This window comes from Rhodoferax sp. RT5P35 (assembly GCF_056521385.1).
Map to the genome: position 1 here is coordinate 411637 of NZ_JBWMAX010000003.1, position 14441 is coordinate 426077.

14 protein-coding genes are annotated in these 14441 nt (G+C 52.3%); all 14 read left to right on the forward strand.

Going from position 1 to position 14441, the window contains the following annotated elements; all coding sequences use genetic code 11:
* Positions 1 to 21 precede the first annotated feature (21 nt).
* The 14 genes from AC097L_RS06410 to AC097L_RS06475 all read left to right on the forward strand — a co-directional run bounded on the left by AC097L_RS06410 (position 22) and on the right by AC097L_RS06475 (position 14429).
* Entirely contained in the window at positions 22 to 249 is a 228-nt protein-coding gene (locus tag AC097L_RS06410; RefSeq protein WP_479585432.1) for a hypothetical protein, read from the forward strand.
* Positions 246 to 602, forward strand: coding sequence for a hypothetical protein (locus tag AC097L_RS06415; protein WP_479585433.1), 357 nt, complete (start codon positions 246 to 248; stop codon positions 600 to 602). The genes AC097L_RS06410 and AC097L_RS06415 overlap by 4 nt, the downstream gene beginning before the upstream one ends.
* A complete protein-coding gene (locus AC097L_RS06420) occupies positions 599 to 769 on the forward strand; it encodes a hypothetical protein (protein ID WP_479585434.1) in 171 nt (56 codons plus the stop codon). Before AC097L_RS06415 ends, AC097L_RS06420 begins: the two co-directional genes overlap by 4 nt.
* The gene (locus AC097L_RS06425; protein ID WP_479585435.1) at positions 770 to 1426 is read left to right on the forward strand and encodes a hypothetical protein; all 657 of its coding nucleotides are present in this window, start codon (positions 770 to 772) and stop codon (positions 1424 to 1426) included.
* A 3-nt stretch (positions 1427 to 1429) separates the two neighbouring features.
* A complete protein-coding gene (locus tag AC097L_RS06430) occupies positions 1430 to 2203 on the forward strand; it encodes a 3'-5' exonuclease family protein (protein ID WP_479585436.1) in 774 nt (257 codons plus the stop codon).
* Between the two features lie 9 nt (positions 2204 to 2212).
* A complete protein-coding gene (locus tag AC097L_RS06435) occupies positions 2213 to 3514 on the forward strand; it encodes a hypothetical protein (protein ID WP_479585437.1) in 1302 nt (433 codons plus the stop codon).
* Between the two features lie 134 nt (positions 3515 to 3648).
* Positions 3649 to 3921, forward strand: a complete 273-nt coding sequence (locus AC097L_RS06440; RefSeq protein ID WP_479585438.1) for an HU family DNA-binding protein — start codon at positions 3649 to 3651, stop codon at positions 3919 to 3921.
* Between the two features lie 69 nt (positions 3922 to 3990).
* Entirely contained in the window at positions 3991 to 4194 is a 204-nt protein-coding gene (locus AC097L_RS06445) for a DUF4224 domain-containing protein (protein ID WP_479585439.1), read from the forward strand.
* A complete protein-coding gene (locus tag AC097L_RS06450; protein WP_479585440.1) occupies positions 4191 to 5192 on the forward strand; it encodes an integrase in 1002 nt (333 codons plus the stop codon). Before AC097L_RS06445 ends, AC097L_RS06450 begins: the two co-directional genes overlap by 4 nt.
* 987 nt (positions 5193 to 6179) lie before the next feature.
* Positions 6180 to 6626, forward strand: a complete 447-nt coding sequence (locus AC097L_RS06455) for a hypothetical protein (protein ID WP_479585441.1) — start codon at positions 6180 to 6182, stop codon at positions 6624 to 6626.
* A 119-nt stretch (positions 6627 to 6745) separates the two neighbouring features.
* A complete protein-coding gene (locus AC097L_RS06460; protein ID WP_479585442.1) occupies positions 6746 to 11113 on the forward strand; it encodes a hypothetical protein in 4368 nt (1455 codons plus the stop codon).
* A gap of 352 nt (positions 11114 to 11465) precedes the next feature.
* On the forward strand, positions 11466 to 12038 hold the full coding sequence (locus AC097L_RS06465; RefSeq protein ID WP_479585443.1) for a GbsR/MarR family transcriptional regulator: 573 nt from the start codon (positions 11466 to 11468) through the stop codon (positions 12036 to 12038).
* Positions 12035 to 13405, forward strand: a complete 1371-nt coding sequence (locus AC097L_RS06470) for a cytochrome ubiquinol oxidase subunit I (RefSeq protein ID WP_479585444.1) — start codon at positions 12035 to 12037, stop codon at positions 13403 to 13405. The genes AC097L_RS06465 and AC097L_RS06470 overlap by 4 nt, the downstream gene beginning before the upstream one ends.
* Positions 13398 to 14429 (forward strand): cytochrome d ubiquinol oxidase subunit II, encoded by a 1032-nt coding sequence (locus AC097L_RS06475; protein WP_479585445.1) that lies wholly within the window; start codon positions 13398 to 13400, stop codon positions 14427 to 14429. Before AC097L_RS06470 ends, AC097L_RS06475 begins: the two co-directional genes overlap by 8 nt.
* The last annotated feature ends 12 nt before the right edge of the window (positions 14430 to 14441 follow it).

The following is a 14441-nucleotide window of genomic DNA, read 5'->3' on the forward strand; positions in this document are numbered from 1 at the left end:
TCCAGCAAAAGGCGGCGCGACATGAACCGCACCTACACCGCCCTGGGCGTGCTGCTCATCGTAGCAGCCCTCACTCTGCCCGCAGCCTTTGGCTGGGATGCCGAGCCAATGGACGTTGATACCGATGCACAGCGGGCCGCGCAACGGCAAGTTGCCGAAGACCAATGCACTGCGCTGTATGGCAGCGCTGCTATGTTTTTTGAAACGAAGGCGGGCCATTTGGTTTGTAGAAATGGGGGGCTGAAATGAGCAAGCACACGCCGGGGCCATGGTCCGTTTACGTGCAGGACGACGGCGTCCGCCTTCATGCAGTGTTTTCAGAAAATCAGCAGGGCAACGGGGGCATTCGGGCCGCCGCACTGGATGCCTCGATTGCAGTCCCCGGACTCAATCACCCAGACCGCGAAGCCAATGCCCGCTTAATAGCCGCTGCGCCGGACCTGCTGGCAGCGCTGCAACGAGTAGTAGCGGCCAACAACGCCATGGAAGTCCTACGCTGGGGTGAGGATTATCAAATCGACATGGCGGCTATGGACGATCAAGCTGCATCCATCAATGCCGCCCGCGCAGCCATCGCTAAAGCCATAGGGGAAGCGTCATGAGCCGCACCAAAGATGCAATTTGGGACCAACTGGAAAGCCAGCACCAAACCTGGCGGAACTCGGATGCCGTGGCATCACAGCAAATTGAATCTGATCAAGCAACCGATGGTTACATGCCTTTGCAGCAACCGACAAACACATCAGACGATGCAGAAATGGAGTTTTAGATGAGCAACCTAGCTTTATGGGATAGCGTAAAAGTTACCGATCCTCATGCGGTAAAGCCAATCACCGGCAAGACATACAAGGGTGATTCACCAAAACCATATTGGCTAATCCAGCGCGCCACCGAGGTGTTTGGACCCATCGGCATCGGCTGGGGTGTGATTGTGAAATCAGAACGATTTGAACGCATGACAGAGCATGAGGTTTTGCATGTTGCTGTTGTTTCAATTTGGTACGTACTTGATGGCAAGCGTTCTGAAACATTCGATCAGATGGGGGGTACAAAAGCTTGCTACTTGACAAGCAAAGGTTCCTACATGGTGGATGAAGATGCCGGGAAAAAGTCGGTGACTGACGGCATGGTTAAGTGCCTCAGCATGATTGGTTTTGCTGGTGACATTTTCAGCGGCATGTGGAATGACAGCAAATATGTGCAATGGGCAGCAGAAGAAACCGCACGCCGAGAGTCTGGTGAGCCAGAAATGGATTTGACACCCAAGGCCCGCGCCGAGCGCATTGCAAAAGGCGTAGCGGCCAATGATGCATCCGGAGCAGCTCAAGCCATGGCGGGCTGGGAAAAGCCTGTTTTAGATGCTGTTTGGGTGCTTCTCAAACCAGAAATTCAAAAGTCTCTTACCGCCGCATGGCCACAAGGATAAATCATGGAAAACGCACTTTATTTCGATATCGAAACTATCCCTGGTCAGCGGCCCGGACTGCGCGAGGAAATCGCTAAAACCATCACGGCACCCGGTCAGTATAAAAAGCCCGAAAGCATCGCCGAATGGGAACGCGAAAACAAGGTTGCGGCTGTTGAAGAAGCTTGGCTCAAGACCTCTTTGAACGGTACCTTGGGCGAAGTGGTGGTGGCATCTTTTGCGGTCGGCGATGGAGAGGTAATCACCGTCACCACCAAAGACTGGCAAGACCCTGGCAGCGAGGCAAAGATGCTGCGCACCTTGAATGAGGCCATCAGCGACTGCGTTCCTCATGCGCACATCGTCGGCATGGCCGTTGTCGGCCACTATGTCAGCGGTTTTGATCTGCGTTTCATCGCCCAGCGCAGCATTATTTGCGGCGTGCGACCCCATCCCATCCTGGCCCGTGCCGCACTGGCAAAGCCATGGGAGATGGACAAGGTTTTTGACACCATGGTGCAGTGGGCGGGCGTGGGCAACAGCATCAGCCTAGACAAGCTCTGCAAAGCTCTGGGCTTGCCCGGCAAAGGTGCGATGGATGGCTCCATGGTTTGGCCTGCTGTGCGCGATGGCCGCATTGCCGAAGTCACTGCCTATTGTCCAGATGACGTGCTCAAGGTCCGCAGCGTGCACCACCGCATGACATTCAAGACGATGCCGCAGCCCGTCACCCGCGTCACACCTGCTCCAAGTGTCCCGACCGTTGCCGCCCGCATTCCAGAAACCCTTGATTTTTGAAAGTACACCATGTCCGAAGTCATCGACAAACCCATTGAAGTCGCCAGCGAAGTACTAGACCGCGCCGAGATCAACGGCGGGACAGTGCTGGTGCAGTACTGCAAGACCGAGGCAGCGCTGGCCACCCTGCGCACGAAGTATGAAGGCGTGCTGTTTGACCTGACCACCACGGCGGGCGACAAGGCGGCACGCGCTGGCCGCCTGGAACTGGTGACACTGCGCACCAGTTTGGAAAAGAAGCGCAAAGAGTTCAAGGCCCCTGCGCTGGAGTTCGGGGCCAAGATTGACGCAGAAGCCAAGCGCATCACTGCCGAAATCGTAGCACTCGAAACCCCGATTGATGCCCAGATCAATGCCGACGAGAAGCGCCGGGCCGACGAAAAAGCCGAGCGGGACCGCATTGAAGCCGAGCGCGTGGCTGGCTACATTGCACGACTGAACACCATGCGCGGCTGTGTCGCCAAAGCACAAGGTCTCCCTTCGGCCCGCATTGCCAACGGCATCGCGGCAGTGGAAGCCATTCCGGTTGAGCCTGCCGCCTGGGAGGAATTTGCCGACCAAGCCGCTACCGTCAAAGCTGAAACTCTGGTGGCAATGCGCACCATGTTCGATGCAGCCAAGGCCCGTGAAGATGAATATGCGCGTGTCGAGGCACAGCGAGTAGAAAACGAAAAGGTAGCAGCCCAGCAAGCCGCCGAGGCCAAGCGCCTACAAGATGCAGCGGATGCCCTGGCAGCTCAGCAGAAAGCTGCTGCAGACAAGATGGCCGCCGAGCAAGCTGAGTTCAACCGCCAGCGTGCTGAGTTTGAAGCGCAACAGGCCGAGGCCGCTCGCCTGGCCCGCGTCAAAGCAGAGGCGGAAGAGCAGGCCGCGCTGGAGCTGGCCCGCAAGACGGAAGCCGCCCGAGCGGTTATGGAACAGGCAAAACTGGCCGCCGCCAAGGCGGCAGAACCGCAGCCAGCGCACAACCCACTTGCGCAGGTAGCTACCAAAACTGTAGCGCAACTCTCTACACCAGGCAGTCAAGATAAATTCGACCACTGGCGGCAAGGTGGCACGCCTGCGGCCAACGTGGTGCCCATGCGCGCCGCGGTGCCAGCGCCTACAGCCAGCGCCACTCCCACGCTCAAGCTGGGAGCCATCGCCGAGCGCCTGGGCTTCGCTTTGTCGGCTGACTTTCTGCGTTCGCTGGGCTTTGAACCAGCGGCCAAGGTTGGCGCTCATGGCGTGTACCACGAGCACAGCTTTCCGCTGATGTGCATGCGCCTGGTGGCCCACATTCAGCACGTGCAGGCCAAGCAGGCCGCGTAACTTTTACCAGGGAAGCGCGCAAGTCGGCTTGTACTAGAGGCGCACCACCTATGCCGCACGGTGGCCCTGACCTTTTACTATCTTATTTATAGCAGATAGCGTAATCTGCAATTAACCGGTACCAACAAATGAGCATGAATAAATCTGAATTAATTGAGCACATGGCAAAGCATGCCGACATTTCCAAGGCCGTAGCAAAACGAGCTTTGGATGCAGCGCTGCAAGCCATCAAAAACAACTTGAAGCGCGGCGGTAGCGTGGCTATTTTGGGTTTTGGGAGATTTGATGTAGTGAAGCGCCCGGCACGTTTGGGCCGCAACCCACGCACCGGAGCCGTGATCAAGATCAGAGCCAAGCGTGCCGCCCGGTTCACTCAGGGCAAAGAGTTGCGCGAATCTGTTAATTAAGGCTATTACTTCAATAGCTGCTACCGCACAACCCATGCGCACAGAAGATGCGCACAAGGAGGATGGACCGTGACCGAATATTTGAATGCAACTGAGATGCACCACCTCACCGGCTACGCCCGCCCAACCCAGCAAGGCGAGTGGCTCAAGAGCCGGGCTATCCCGCACCGGGTAGATGGGCGGCGGGTAATCGTGTCGCGCCTGCACGTCCAGGCGTGGCTGGAAGGCCGCGCCTACGTGCCCACAGGGCTCAACCTGCGGGCGGTGAAGTGAAGCCCAACAAGTATCCCCGTCTGCGCACTTATGCCCGCAAGGGCAAGGGTGGGCAAATATGGGTCAGCTACTGGCTGGACATGCGCGGCACGGGCAAGCCAGACGTGCGCCTGGGCAACGACTACGACGCGGCTATTTTGGAATGGACCCGGCTGACGCAAATCACTCCCAAGGTGCGCGGCACCATTCAAGAGGCCATTGACCGGTTTGTCGAGAAAATCCTACCCACCTACACGTCGACAGAAACCCGCAAGGGTTACACCAAAAACCTGCGCCAGCTTGAGCCCGTGTTTGGCGCAGCAGGTTGGCACGAGGTCACGCTGCAGGTGCTCCGCCAGTACCTTGACGGCCGCACAGCCAAGACCCAAGGCAACCGCGAACTGGCGTTGTTGTCGGTGATCTGGGGCAAGGCGCTGCTTTGGGGCATGACAGAAAAGCCCTGGCCAGCGGCGGGTATTAAGGGATGGAAGAACCCAGAGCAGGCTCGGGAGTTTGAGGTCACCACAGAGCTGTTTGATGCGGTCTACGCCCACGCTGACCAGGTTCTGCGCGACTGCATGGACATTGCGACCACCACCGGCATGCGGCTGACCGATGCACGCACCGTGCGCCTGCCGGTGGATGGGCGGCTGCGGTTCCGTTCGGGGAAAACCGGCAAGTGGGATTACTTTGTGGTCGAGAAATCGCCCGTGCTTACGGCGCTGATCCAGCGACGCGGTGCGGCTGATTCGGTCATGCTGCTAACCACCAGCACCGGGCGTGCGGTGTCGGCAGGCATGCTGCGCAGCCGCTACGACGCGGCCCGCATTGCAGCCGCTGCTGCCTATCCCAAGCTGGCCGACGACATAAAGGCCATGTACTTGCGCGACACCCGCAAGCGCGCAGCCGACCTGGCCGAAGACATGGACGAGGCCAGTAAGCTTCTACAGCACAGCAGCAAAGCACTCACGGCGCGGCACTACCGAACAAAGGGGTCAGAATTGAAGGCAGTTCGGTAAAAAAACGCTTCCGCATTGGGCTCAGCCCATTGGAGAAAAATTGCAGTGACACGCAAAATCATGCGGAAGCAATCACTCCGCGAGGTCCGCCCATCCTCAAACGGCGCAGGGACTCAAAATCCCCCGCCGCAAGGCGTGCCGGTTCGATTCCGGCCCCGGGCACCACGGCTTACTTCGATGACCCCTTGATTCTCACGAGTCAAGGGGTTTTTCATTGGGGAAACGGGAAAGCCACAGCCCGCACAAAACCCAGGATCATCGCAGTAATTGCGCCACAGTCCCGCACGATTCCCGCTTTGCAAATCTCTCATGGAATTGGCGTACTCGATTCCGATTTCCTATGTGACGAGCAAGTTCTCATCAGGGAGAAGCCTGCGTGCACGCTCGCATGGTTCAGTATGCGCCACAAAGGCAAGGCTCTGCCGGACGCGACTGCAAGTCACATAAACGATCTTTTGACTCATTCAACGAAAGCGTCCCTGCTCAGCCTTACGTTGACAAAGGAAACACCTTCACTTCAGCGAAGAACCGAACGGCGTAGAAAGACTTCCCTAGGAGACTCGGACCGTAACAATCGACTTCATACAGAGGCAAAAACATATCCAGAAAGCGCATGCGGCTCCAGGCCATCCAACAAGTGCATATTAGTGCGAGGCTTACGTCAATCACGAGAATTGGCTACTTGCCTATCTGACCGGTGTCGCTCACGCTGCCTACAGGCACGGACCAGTAGGGTGTACATGAGAGTTCTATAACGCGCAGGAAAGGTCAATCAAACTTTAAATGTTGTATAGAAATTAACTTTTATGCCTTACGCTGTATCAAATCGTAAAAATATGGGTAGCATGCAACGCGTGTCGTTCAACGTCCTACTGAAGTGAAAAGCCTTCCATATTTTTTAGGCAATGTCGCCAATCCATACGCTCGAGTTAAAAATTGAGCAAGTGGAGCGGCGCGTTCCGTACCGAAAAACAATCTAGTACCTAAATGCAAAACAATATAGTCTTAGAGACGGGCACCTCAGATTTCTGCCGAAATTTCCCAAAATTACCAGAAAAAACAATCGCACGAGACAATCTCTTCGAACACATAGACAGAGTTTTTAAAGATGCAGCACGATGCATTTTTATTGAGGGTGAGACTCAAAGTGGCAAAAGTGAGTTACTTGCCAGTTTCATGAGAAGGCACCCACAAGATTCCGTCGGTGTTTTTCTTTCTGCAGGAGACACATATTTTTATTCACCAGAGTTTTCCCGGATAGTGCTAGCGGAGCAAATACATTGGATAACTAATAATTCAGCAGGAAATTTTGATTCAGTTGATTCGGCTCAGTACAAAGCCATGCTGTATCGCCTACAAAAGTTGCAAAGCATAAACCAATCACATTTGTTCTTGATGGACTTGCAGAAAAAAATGCACCGGAAAGTCGATTAAAAGCTGAAATTTTAGATCTATTTCCATTTGGACAACAAGATTTCAGATTTCTTATTTCAGGACCTGTCGATCTTGAAGAAGATATTCGTAGTCGGTGCAAGTCGTTCAAGGCTATTCCGTTGATTCAAATTGCACAAGAAGAAGCGGTAGAGCTTTTCTCAGGTTTAAAAAACATCTCAGCAAAAGATATCGCGGATATCAGGAAATTTTGCTCTGGATCTATCGGGCGAATGACGAAGCTGAAGTCGATTCTAGAAACTACCGGAAAATCGTTAGATGAAATCCTATCAGATAAGCATGGAGATCTGGAAGATTTAATGGAAATGGAGTGGGCAAGCCTAGCGGGAAACTCAGTAAATCAGACACAAGTGGCGTTCCTGTGTTTTTCCAACAGACCAATTTCTCTCGAAAGATTAGCAGTTTACACGCATACAGATTCAAATATATTGAAAAATTTTCTTGAGAAAAACTCTTTTATTGATCATGATTCCACGTCTGACATGATCTCAATTAGATCAAATGTCCAGAAAATATTTCTTCGCAAAAAACTCCAAAAACTTGAAGAAGAAGTACAAGCTATTTTATTAAGCGATTTACTAGCCAAACCGGAATCTATTGAATCCGATCGCTACCTTCCGGTGCAACTCATGAATACGGGACGATACGATGATTTAGTTAAAAGACTTGATACAAGTCATTTCTGTCGACTACTAAATACCGAAAAATCATTAAGGGCGTTAAAGTCGAATTTCGACTTGGGATTAAAGGCTGCTCGAAATTTATGTAATGACGACTTGATTGCTCAGTTTGGAATGGGAAAAAGTGTAGTTGGAGGAATTACGCTTTCGGTGGGCTCACAAAGCAGGATAGAGGCCCTTGTTGGTATGGGTGAGATTGATGATGCAATCGAAATATCCCTAGCAGCGCCAACCAATGAGGAGCGCTTGAAATACTTGTGCGCTACAGCAAAAGCATTATTTGACGAAAGAAAATTAATTCCGAATTCTATTCGAGATCACATCAAACTTCTTCTATCCAACATTACCATTGATACTCTTGGAGGCCTTGCAATTCCAATTGCATGTGATTTAATAGTAGTAGATTTAGAGGCAGCAGTAGATCTTTTTAACAAAGCCAATTCAACAATAAAAGATAAAGATTCAAAAAAAACGCCCTCAGTTAATAAGGATAAAGCCGAGGAAAACTCAATCGAGAATTCTACTTTAGGCGAAGAGCGACACATCGAACTACGTATGTCTGAAAGACAACATAAGAAATTCTCTCAAATTATCGGACATATGGTAGACAGGACTTCATCAGAGAATCTTTGTGCTCGTCTCCAACAGTCCCCCGAAAGTACGAGTGACCTGATCTTTTTGAAAGAATGGATCGGTCGGAGGCGCGGAGATCCAGGAGCATATGCTGTCGCAAATGCAGCAATCGATGTAATTATACGAGACCTAACTCGATCTCCACGAATAGAGGACTTACGAGCAATCGCGCTTGTCCTACCAAACACTAAAGACATGTTAGAAGCCGACAAGCTAAGTAAGCGAATTAAGGCACTAGTAGCAACCGACCTTTTTATGGGAACGTCAGTTGAGGCTATTCGGCTGAGAATGCTTCTGCTAGAGCCTCAATATAGAATTTCACCTGCTGAGGCGGAATTAAGTCTACTTGATACATTTCTTGAAGTAGAAAAAATAGAAGATATTGGAATGCGTAGCACCTGTTTGTCTTGGATGCTGCATGCCTTAAAGCAGTTTCCAGACTGGGAAGCGCTAGAAAACAAAACATCACTGATTTCGAGCACAACAACGGTGCTAATGCAATCAATAGAATTGCTTTTAATGCATTCAGCTGACCATTTTTCATCAGTTAAAACTGCATTACCTGCATTAGCAAGAGCAGATGTCAAGTTAGCACTGCAAGTATGTTCCTCATTAAACACGGAGAGTCGTCGTGATTCAGCATACTCTCTTCTTATGGGTGAACTTTTTCAACTCATGCATTTTCGAACCAACCCAGGTCCTATCTTAAAGTGCATCGAGAAAATAAGTGATGATAATTTACGTGCAACATCGATTCTGCACGGGATGTCCTTGGTGGTTGACCACCTGAAAACAAAGAGAGTCTGCGAATGCAATCAAGCAATTACTTCCCTTTGGCGAAAACTCAATATAGCAAACTACCGATTTATGGGTTTGCGGCATGCAATTCAAATTGAATTTTTAACGTTCAAAGATGAATCAAAGCTCTCCATACTTAAAGAAAAAATACTTCTTGCATGGAATTCAAACTCCATTGACTGGGTTAAATGGGATTTGGGATACTCCCTCGTCAGGGACACTTATGCTTATGATAAGAATTATGCTGAAGAATGGTTTAAAAAAGTTATCGAAGAGCAAACCTCGACTAAAGCGCCTTCTGAGTCACTGCACGATGTAATAAAGCTTATTACAAGCCTCTGCGTGCGAGCTTATTCATACATTGCCCTAGACAGCGATGAACCTGATGAAGAATTTTTGAAAATTGTCAATTTGATTTCAGCTATGGCTGTGCCGGACGAACGCCTACTCATGTGGTGCGAACTTGGTATTCGGTTACATTTCACCGGGAAACCAAAACTCGCCCGCCATATCTGTAAACGATATGTGGAACCAATGCTGCCAGTCGATGACGACGATGAGGAGAAATTTGGTAACGAATTAACGCTAGCTCACGCCGCACCTTTTATTTTCTTAGTACATGAATCGACAGGGCAATTCACCGTTGAGAAGATTTCTTCCTCCGCTCGCCGCGATGCCGCAATTTCAGAAATTTGCTTTACCCTACTCAGAAAGATTGCAAACACGGATGTTTATAAGGATCCCGACAGTGAGGGATATGAACTTGATTCTGACACAGCGACCAGCGTTATCGGCTTGATCAGTAAAATGTCGACAGATTCAGCGATTTTTTGTGTTTTGGAAGCACTTACCTATTCTTTATGTGCAAGAAAAAATGAAAGAAAAATTCGTCGAATTCAAGTCGCAGAATTTCTTAATAAGCTTGAGGATCTAAGCAATAAACTTCTTCCTGATCCTAAAAATATTAGCCACTCCGGATTTTTATTTTCGAGTCTTGCTTTGATAAACCGCGCCCGTCAACTTTCTGAGCTATCTGTAAATCCGCAAGTTTGGAAAAAACTTTATGCGGATGCCCGAAGTCTTAAAAATGTTTCGGATCGTGCAGTAGTTACTGCTTTCGTTGCGGTAGGTGCAAGAGCTAAAGCCAACATAATTCCTGAAGACTGGCTTACGAAAATTAAAGAGGATGTATTGCTTGCTCCAACCATTTTGGATCAAATTGATCGATACGCATGGATAGCTGGCATCCTCGAAGATTTTGATAAAAAGCATTCCCTCGTTTTAGCACGGCAAGGAATGACTCTGACCAAGGACGTAGGCCCAGACGTTAATATTTATGATCGCAAAAGAAAATTATTAGACATAGTTTTTAATATCGACCCTGATTTGGCGGAAACCTTCATAGATTTAGCAGACGGAGATCGGGCTAGAAAAAATGATAGGGTCGCTCTTGAGGCAAGAATCAAATTGAAGCGCTTACAGAAGGAGGCGGCAGCTGATCCTGACAAAGCTGAGTTGGACGAAGAATCTGACAATGACATTGCCGAATTGTCAATGCGAAACCTTGGATCATTGAATGCAAATCGGATTGCACCGAGAGCGATTGAAGATTTTAGGAAGTTAAACTCAAGGGCTCCTTCCTTGCCCTTCGAAAGCTCGTATTGTATTTGGAGTTGGATGCTTGAAAACTCTATCAGAAAGGCTGGACCTAACTCCAAGGGGGATAAGGCTATCCAGAGCATTTTTAAGGCATCTCTTAATGCTGGGGAGCTTGTACTTTCATTGCTGCATGGAAGTTTAAATACATTGGGGTCAGGAAATCTACATAAAGGCGGTTTGATAAAGCCGGGGGGGCGAGATGATGCTCTCTCGTCTATCTTCGAATGGGTTCGATCCAACGACGGCCAGACAATCTACATTTCGGACCCATATTTTGGCCCTGACGATCTAGGCTTGTTATTCGAGATGGCAAAAATAGCACCATCATCAAGTCTTAGGGTTTTGGCGGGTAGACGACATCTCAAAAAACTTGTACCCGATAATAATTTTGAGGCAGCATTCACTAGTGCTTGGCATTCTATTTGCGATGTTACATCCTCAGATATTGAGATTTCTGTAATAGGAGTAAACAACGATGGAGATCACCCAATTCATGATCGCTGGATTTTGAGTGAACAAAGCGGGGTTAGGCTGGGCACTTCTACGAGTTCATTAGGAAACTTTCGTATTTCAGAAATTAGCAGTATCGATTCAGAATCTGTATCAAGTCGACTAGAAGTAATTACAGGTTTTTTAAGTAAAAAGGTACGCGCCTGGGAAGGCGGCAGAGTTCACCTTTCGAATTTCAGCCTGTTTTAAGTGAGTTAATTTTTACACGGTTTAATATTCGCGTTTGATGACGTTCATGTGTGTCTTCGGTCGCGGTGCAGCCAGTTTTCAGCGATTTCTCAGAACTTCGCGAACCTACCAATTTGCACCTAACTTTTACTGCGTCAACCTTTCCTCAGCATCGCACCGCTTACCTAGACACAGCACCTCATACAGCAACTCAAAATCCCCCGCCGCAAGGCGTGCCGGTTCGATTCCGGCCTCGGGCACCACACACCATAAAACCCTTGGACTCCACCGAGTCAAAGGGTTTTTTATGTCCCTGTGTTGCTGTAGTTTCTGAATTTTCATAAAATACTGAAAATTCAGAAAGACCAGCACTATGAACCTGCCTCCCCTCACCCAGCGCTTCGTTTTGCATTTTGGCGAAATGGGCAGCCGCTGGGGTATCAACCGCACCGTGGGGCAAATCTATGCCCTGCTGTTTGTGTCGGCCAAGCCGCTGAACGCCGATGAAATTGCCGAAGGGCTGGCGTTTTCGCGTTCCAACGTCAGCATGGGGCTCAAGGAGCTGTCGTCCTGGAACCTGGTGCGGCTGCACCACTTGCCCAATGACCGGCGCGAATACTTTGAAACCCCCGGCGACGTGTGGGCCATCTTTCGCACCCTGGCGGCCGAGCGGCGCAAGCGCGAGATCGACCCCACGCTAACCATGCTGCGCGAGGCGCTGATGGAGCGGCCCGCGCTGGCCGAAGACATCCACGCCCAGTCGCGCATGAAGGAAATGCACGACCTGATCGAGCTGGGCACGTCCTGGCTGGACGATGTGCAAAAGATGGATTCCGCCTCGCTGGCCAGCCTGCTGAAGATGGGTTCGCAGGTGAAGAAGCTGCTCGAAGTCAAAGAGCGGGTCAAGAAAGTATTTAAAACTTCGCCCTCGGAAGGAGCCACATGATGGAAGCCCTCGACCCGGTCGTGCTGGCCCGCATCCAGTTTGCGGCCAACATGACCTTTCACATCCTGTTTCCCACCATCAGCATTTCGATGGGCTGGGTGTTGTTTTATTTCAAGACCCGGTATACGGCCACCCGCGCAGCGCACTGGATGGATGCCTACCAGTTCTGGGTGAAGATTTTTGCGTTGACCTTTGCGCTGGGCGTGGTCAGCGGCATCACCATGAGCTTCCAGTTCGGCACCAACTGGCCGGGCTTCATGCAGAAGGTGGGCAATGTCGCCGGGCCACTGCTGGCCTACGAAGTGCTGACGGCTTTCTTTCTAGAGGCCACCATGCTCGGCATCATGCTGTTTGGGCGGCACCGGGTAAGTGAGCGCATGCACACCACGGCCACCTTTCTGGTGGCGGCGGGCACCACGATGTCGGCGTTCTGGATTCTGGCGTTGAACTCGTGGATGCACACCCCGGCGGGCTTTGTAATGATCAACGGCCAAGCCCACGTAACCAGCTGGTTAGAGGTGATTTTCAACCCCTCCTTCCCCTACCGCTTCAGCCACATGCTGCTGGCCTCGGGGCTGACATCGGCCTTTTTGCTGAGCGGCATCAGCGCCTACCGCTGGCTCAAAAACGACCGCGGGCTGGAGGTGATGGCCGGGTTGCGCACGGGTTTGACCATTGCGGCCTTTTTGATCCCGGTGCAGATCGTGGTGGGCGACATGCACGGCGTGAACACCTTGCACCACCAGCCCGCCAAGATTGCCGCCATGGAAGGCATCTGGAAGACCGAGCGTGGCGCATCGGCGGTGCTATTCGGCATCCCCGACGCGGCCACGCAGAGCAACAAGTTCGAGATCGCCATCCCCAAGCTGGCCTCCCTCTACCTGACCCACGACTGGAACGGCGAGGTGAAGGGCATCGATGCCTTTGGCGACAAGCACCCGCCCGTGGCCCCGGTGTTCTTCGCCTTTCGCATCATGGTGGGCGTGGGCCTGCTGATGCTGGCCGCGAGCTGGACGGGCGTGTGGCAACTGCGCCGCCAGGGACAGCCCCGGCCCTGGCTGGCCAAGGGCCTGGTAGCCATGACCTTCATCGGCTGGGTGGGGCTGATTGCGGGCTGGTACGTCACCGAAATCGGCCGTCAGCCCTGGCTGGTGCAAGGCGTGATGACAGCGGCCGAAGCCGCCTCCACTGTGCCCTCTGCCGCGATTGCCAGCACCCTGGTGGTCTACCTGCTGCTGTACGCGGTGCTGATCACAGCCTACATCTCGGTGGTGTTCCACATGGCCACAAAGGCCACGCTGCACGCCCAGCCTGGCACCACCCACACTGGGCACATTGACCGCCGTATGGAGAGCCAACATGCCTGACCTGATCAACAACTTCGGCCAACCCGCCGTCTGGCTGCCGGTCGTATTCGCGCTGGTGATGGCCCTGGCCATGCTGGCCTACGTGATTCTGGACGGCTACGATCTGGGCGTGGGCATTCTGCTGCGCAAGCCCAACAACGCCCAGCAAGACGCGATGGTCGCCAGCATCGGCCCGTTCTGGGATGCTAACGAAACCTGGCTGGTGCTGGGCGTGGGTGTGCTGCTGGTGGCTTTTCCTATGGCGCACGGCATGATTCTGGGCGCGCTGTACCTGCCTGTGGCCCTGATGCTGGTGGCGCTGATGCTGCGCGGCGTGGCCTTTGATTTCCGCGTCAAGGCGCGCGACGAGCACAAGCGGCTATGGAACATGGCGTTCCATGTGGGCTCGGTGCTGGCGGGCTGGTCGCAGGGTTTTATGCTGGGTTCGATGATCACCGGTTTTGTCAATGACACGGCCAGCGTGCTGTTCAGCAGCCTGATCGGCCTGTGCCTGCTAGCCGCCTACGCGCTGCTCGGCGCGGGCTGGCTGATCATCAAGACCGACGGTGCGCTGCAGCTGATGGCCGTGGGCTGGGCGCGGCGCAGCCTGTGGATGACCGGGCTGGGCGTGCTGGCCATCTCCGTAGCTACACCCTGGGTGAGCCACAGCATCTTTCTGAAGTGGTTCAGCTTTCCCAACGTGATTTTGCTGCTGCCTATTCCCCTGGCCACCCTGGTGCTGTTCTACACCATCTGGCGCAGCCTGGGCCGCTTGCCAGTGCGGCTGGCGCAGGGCAACGAGTACGGCATCGGCGTGCCGTTTGGCGCCACGGTGGGCATCTTTTTGCTGGCTTTTTATGGCCTGGCCTACAGCATCTTTCCGTGGCTCATCATCGACCAAATCACCATCTGGCAGGCCGCCAGCTCGCCTGAGGCACTGATGGTGATCTTCTACGGCGTGGCCGTGGTGCTGCCGGTGATCATTGCCTACACGGTGTTTGCGTACCGGATTTTCTGGGGCAAGTCTACAGAGCTGAAATATTGATGAAATTGGCCT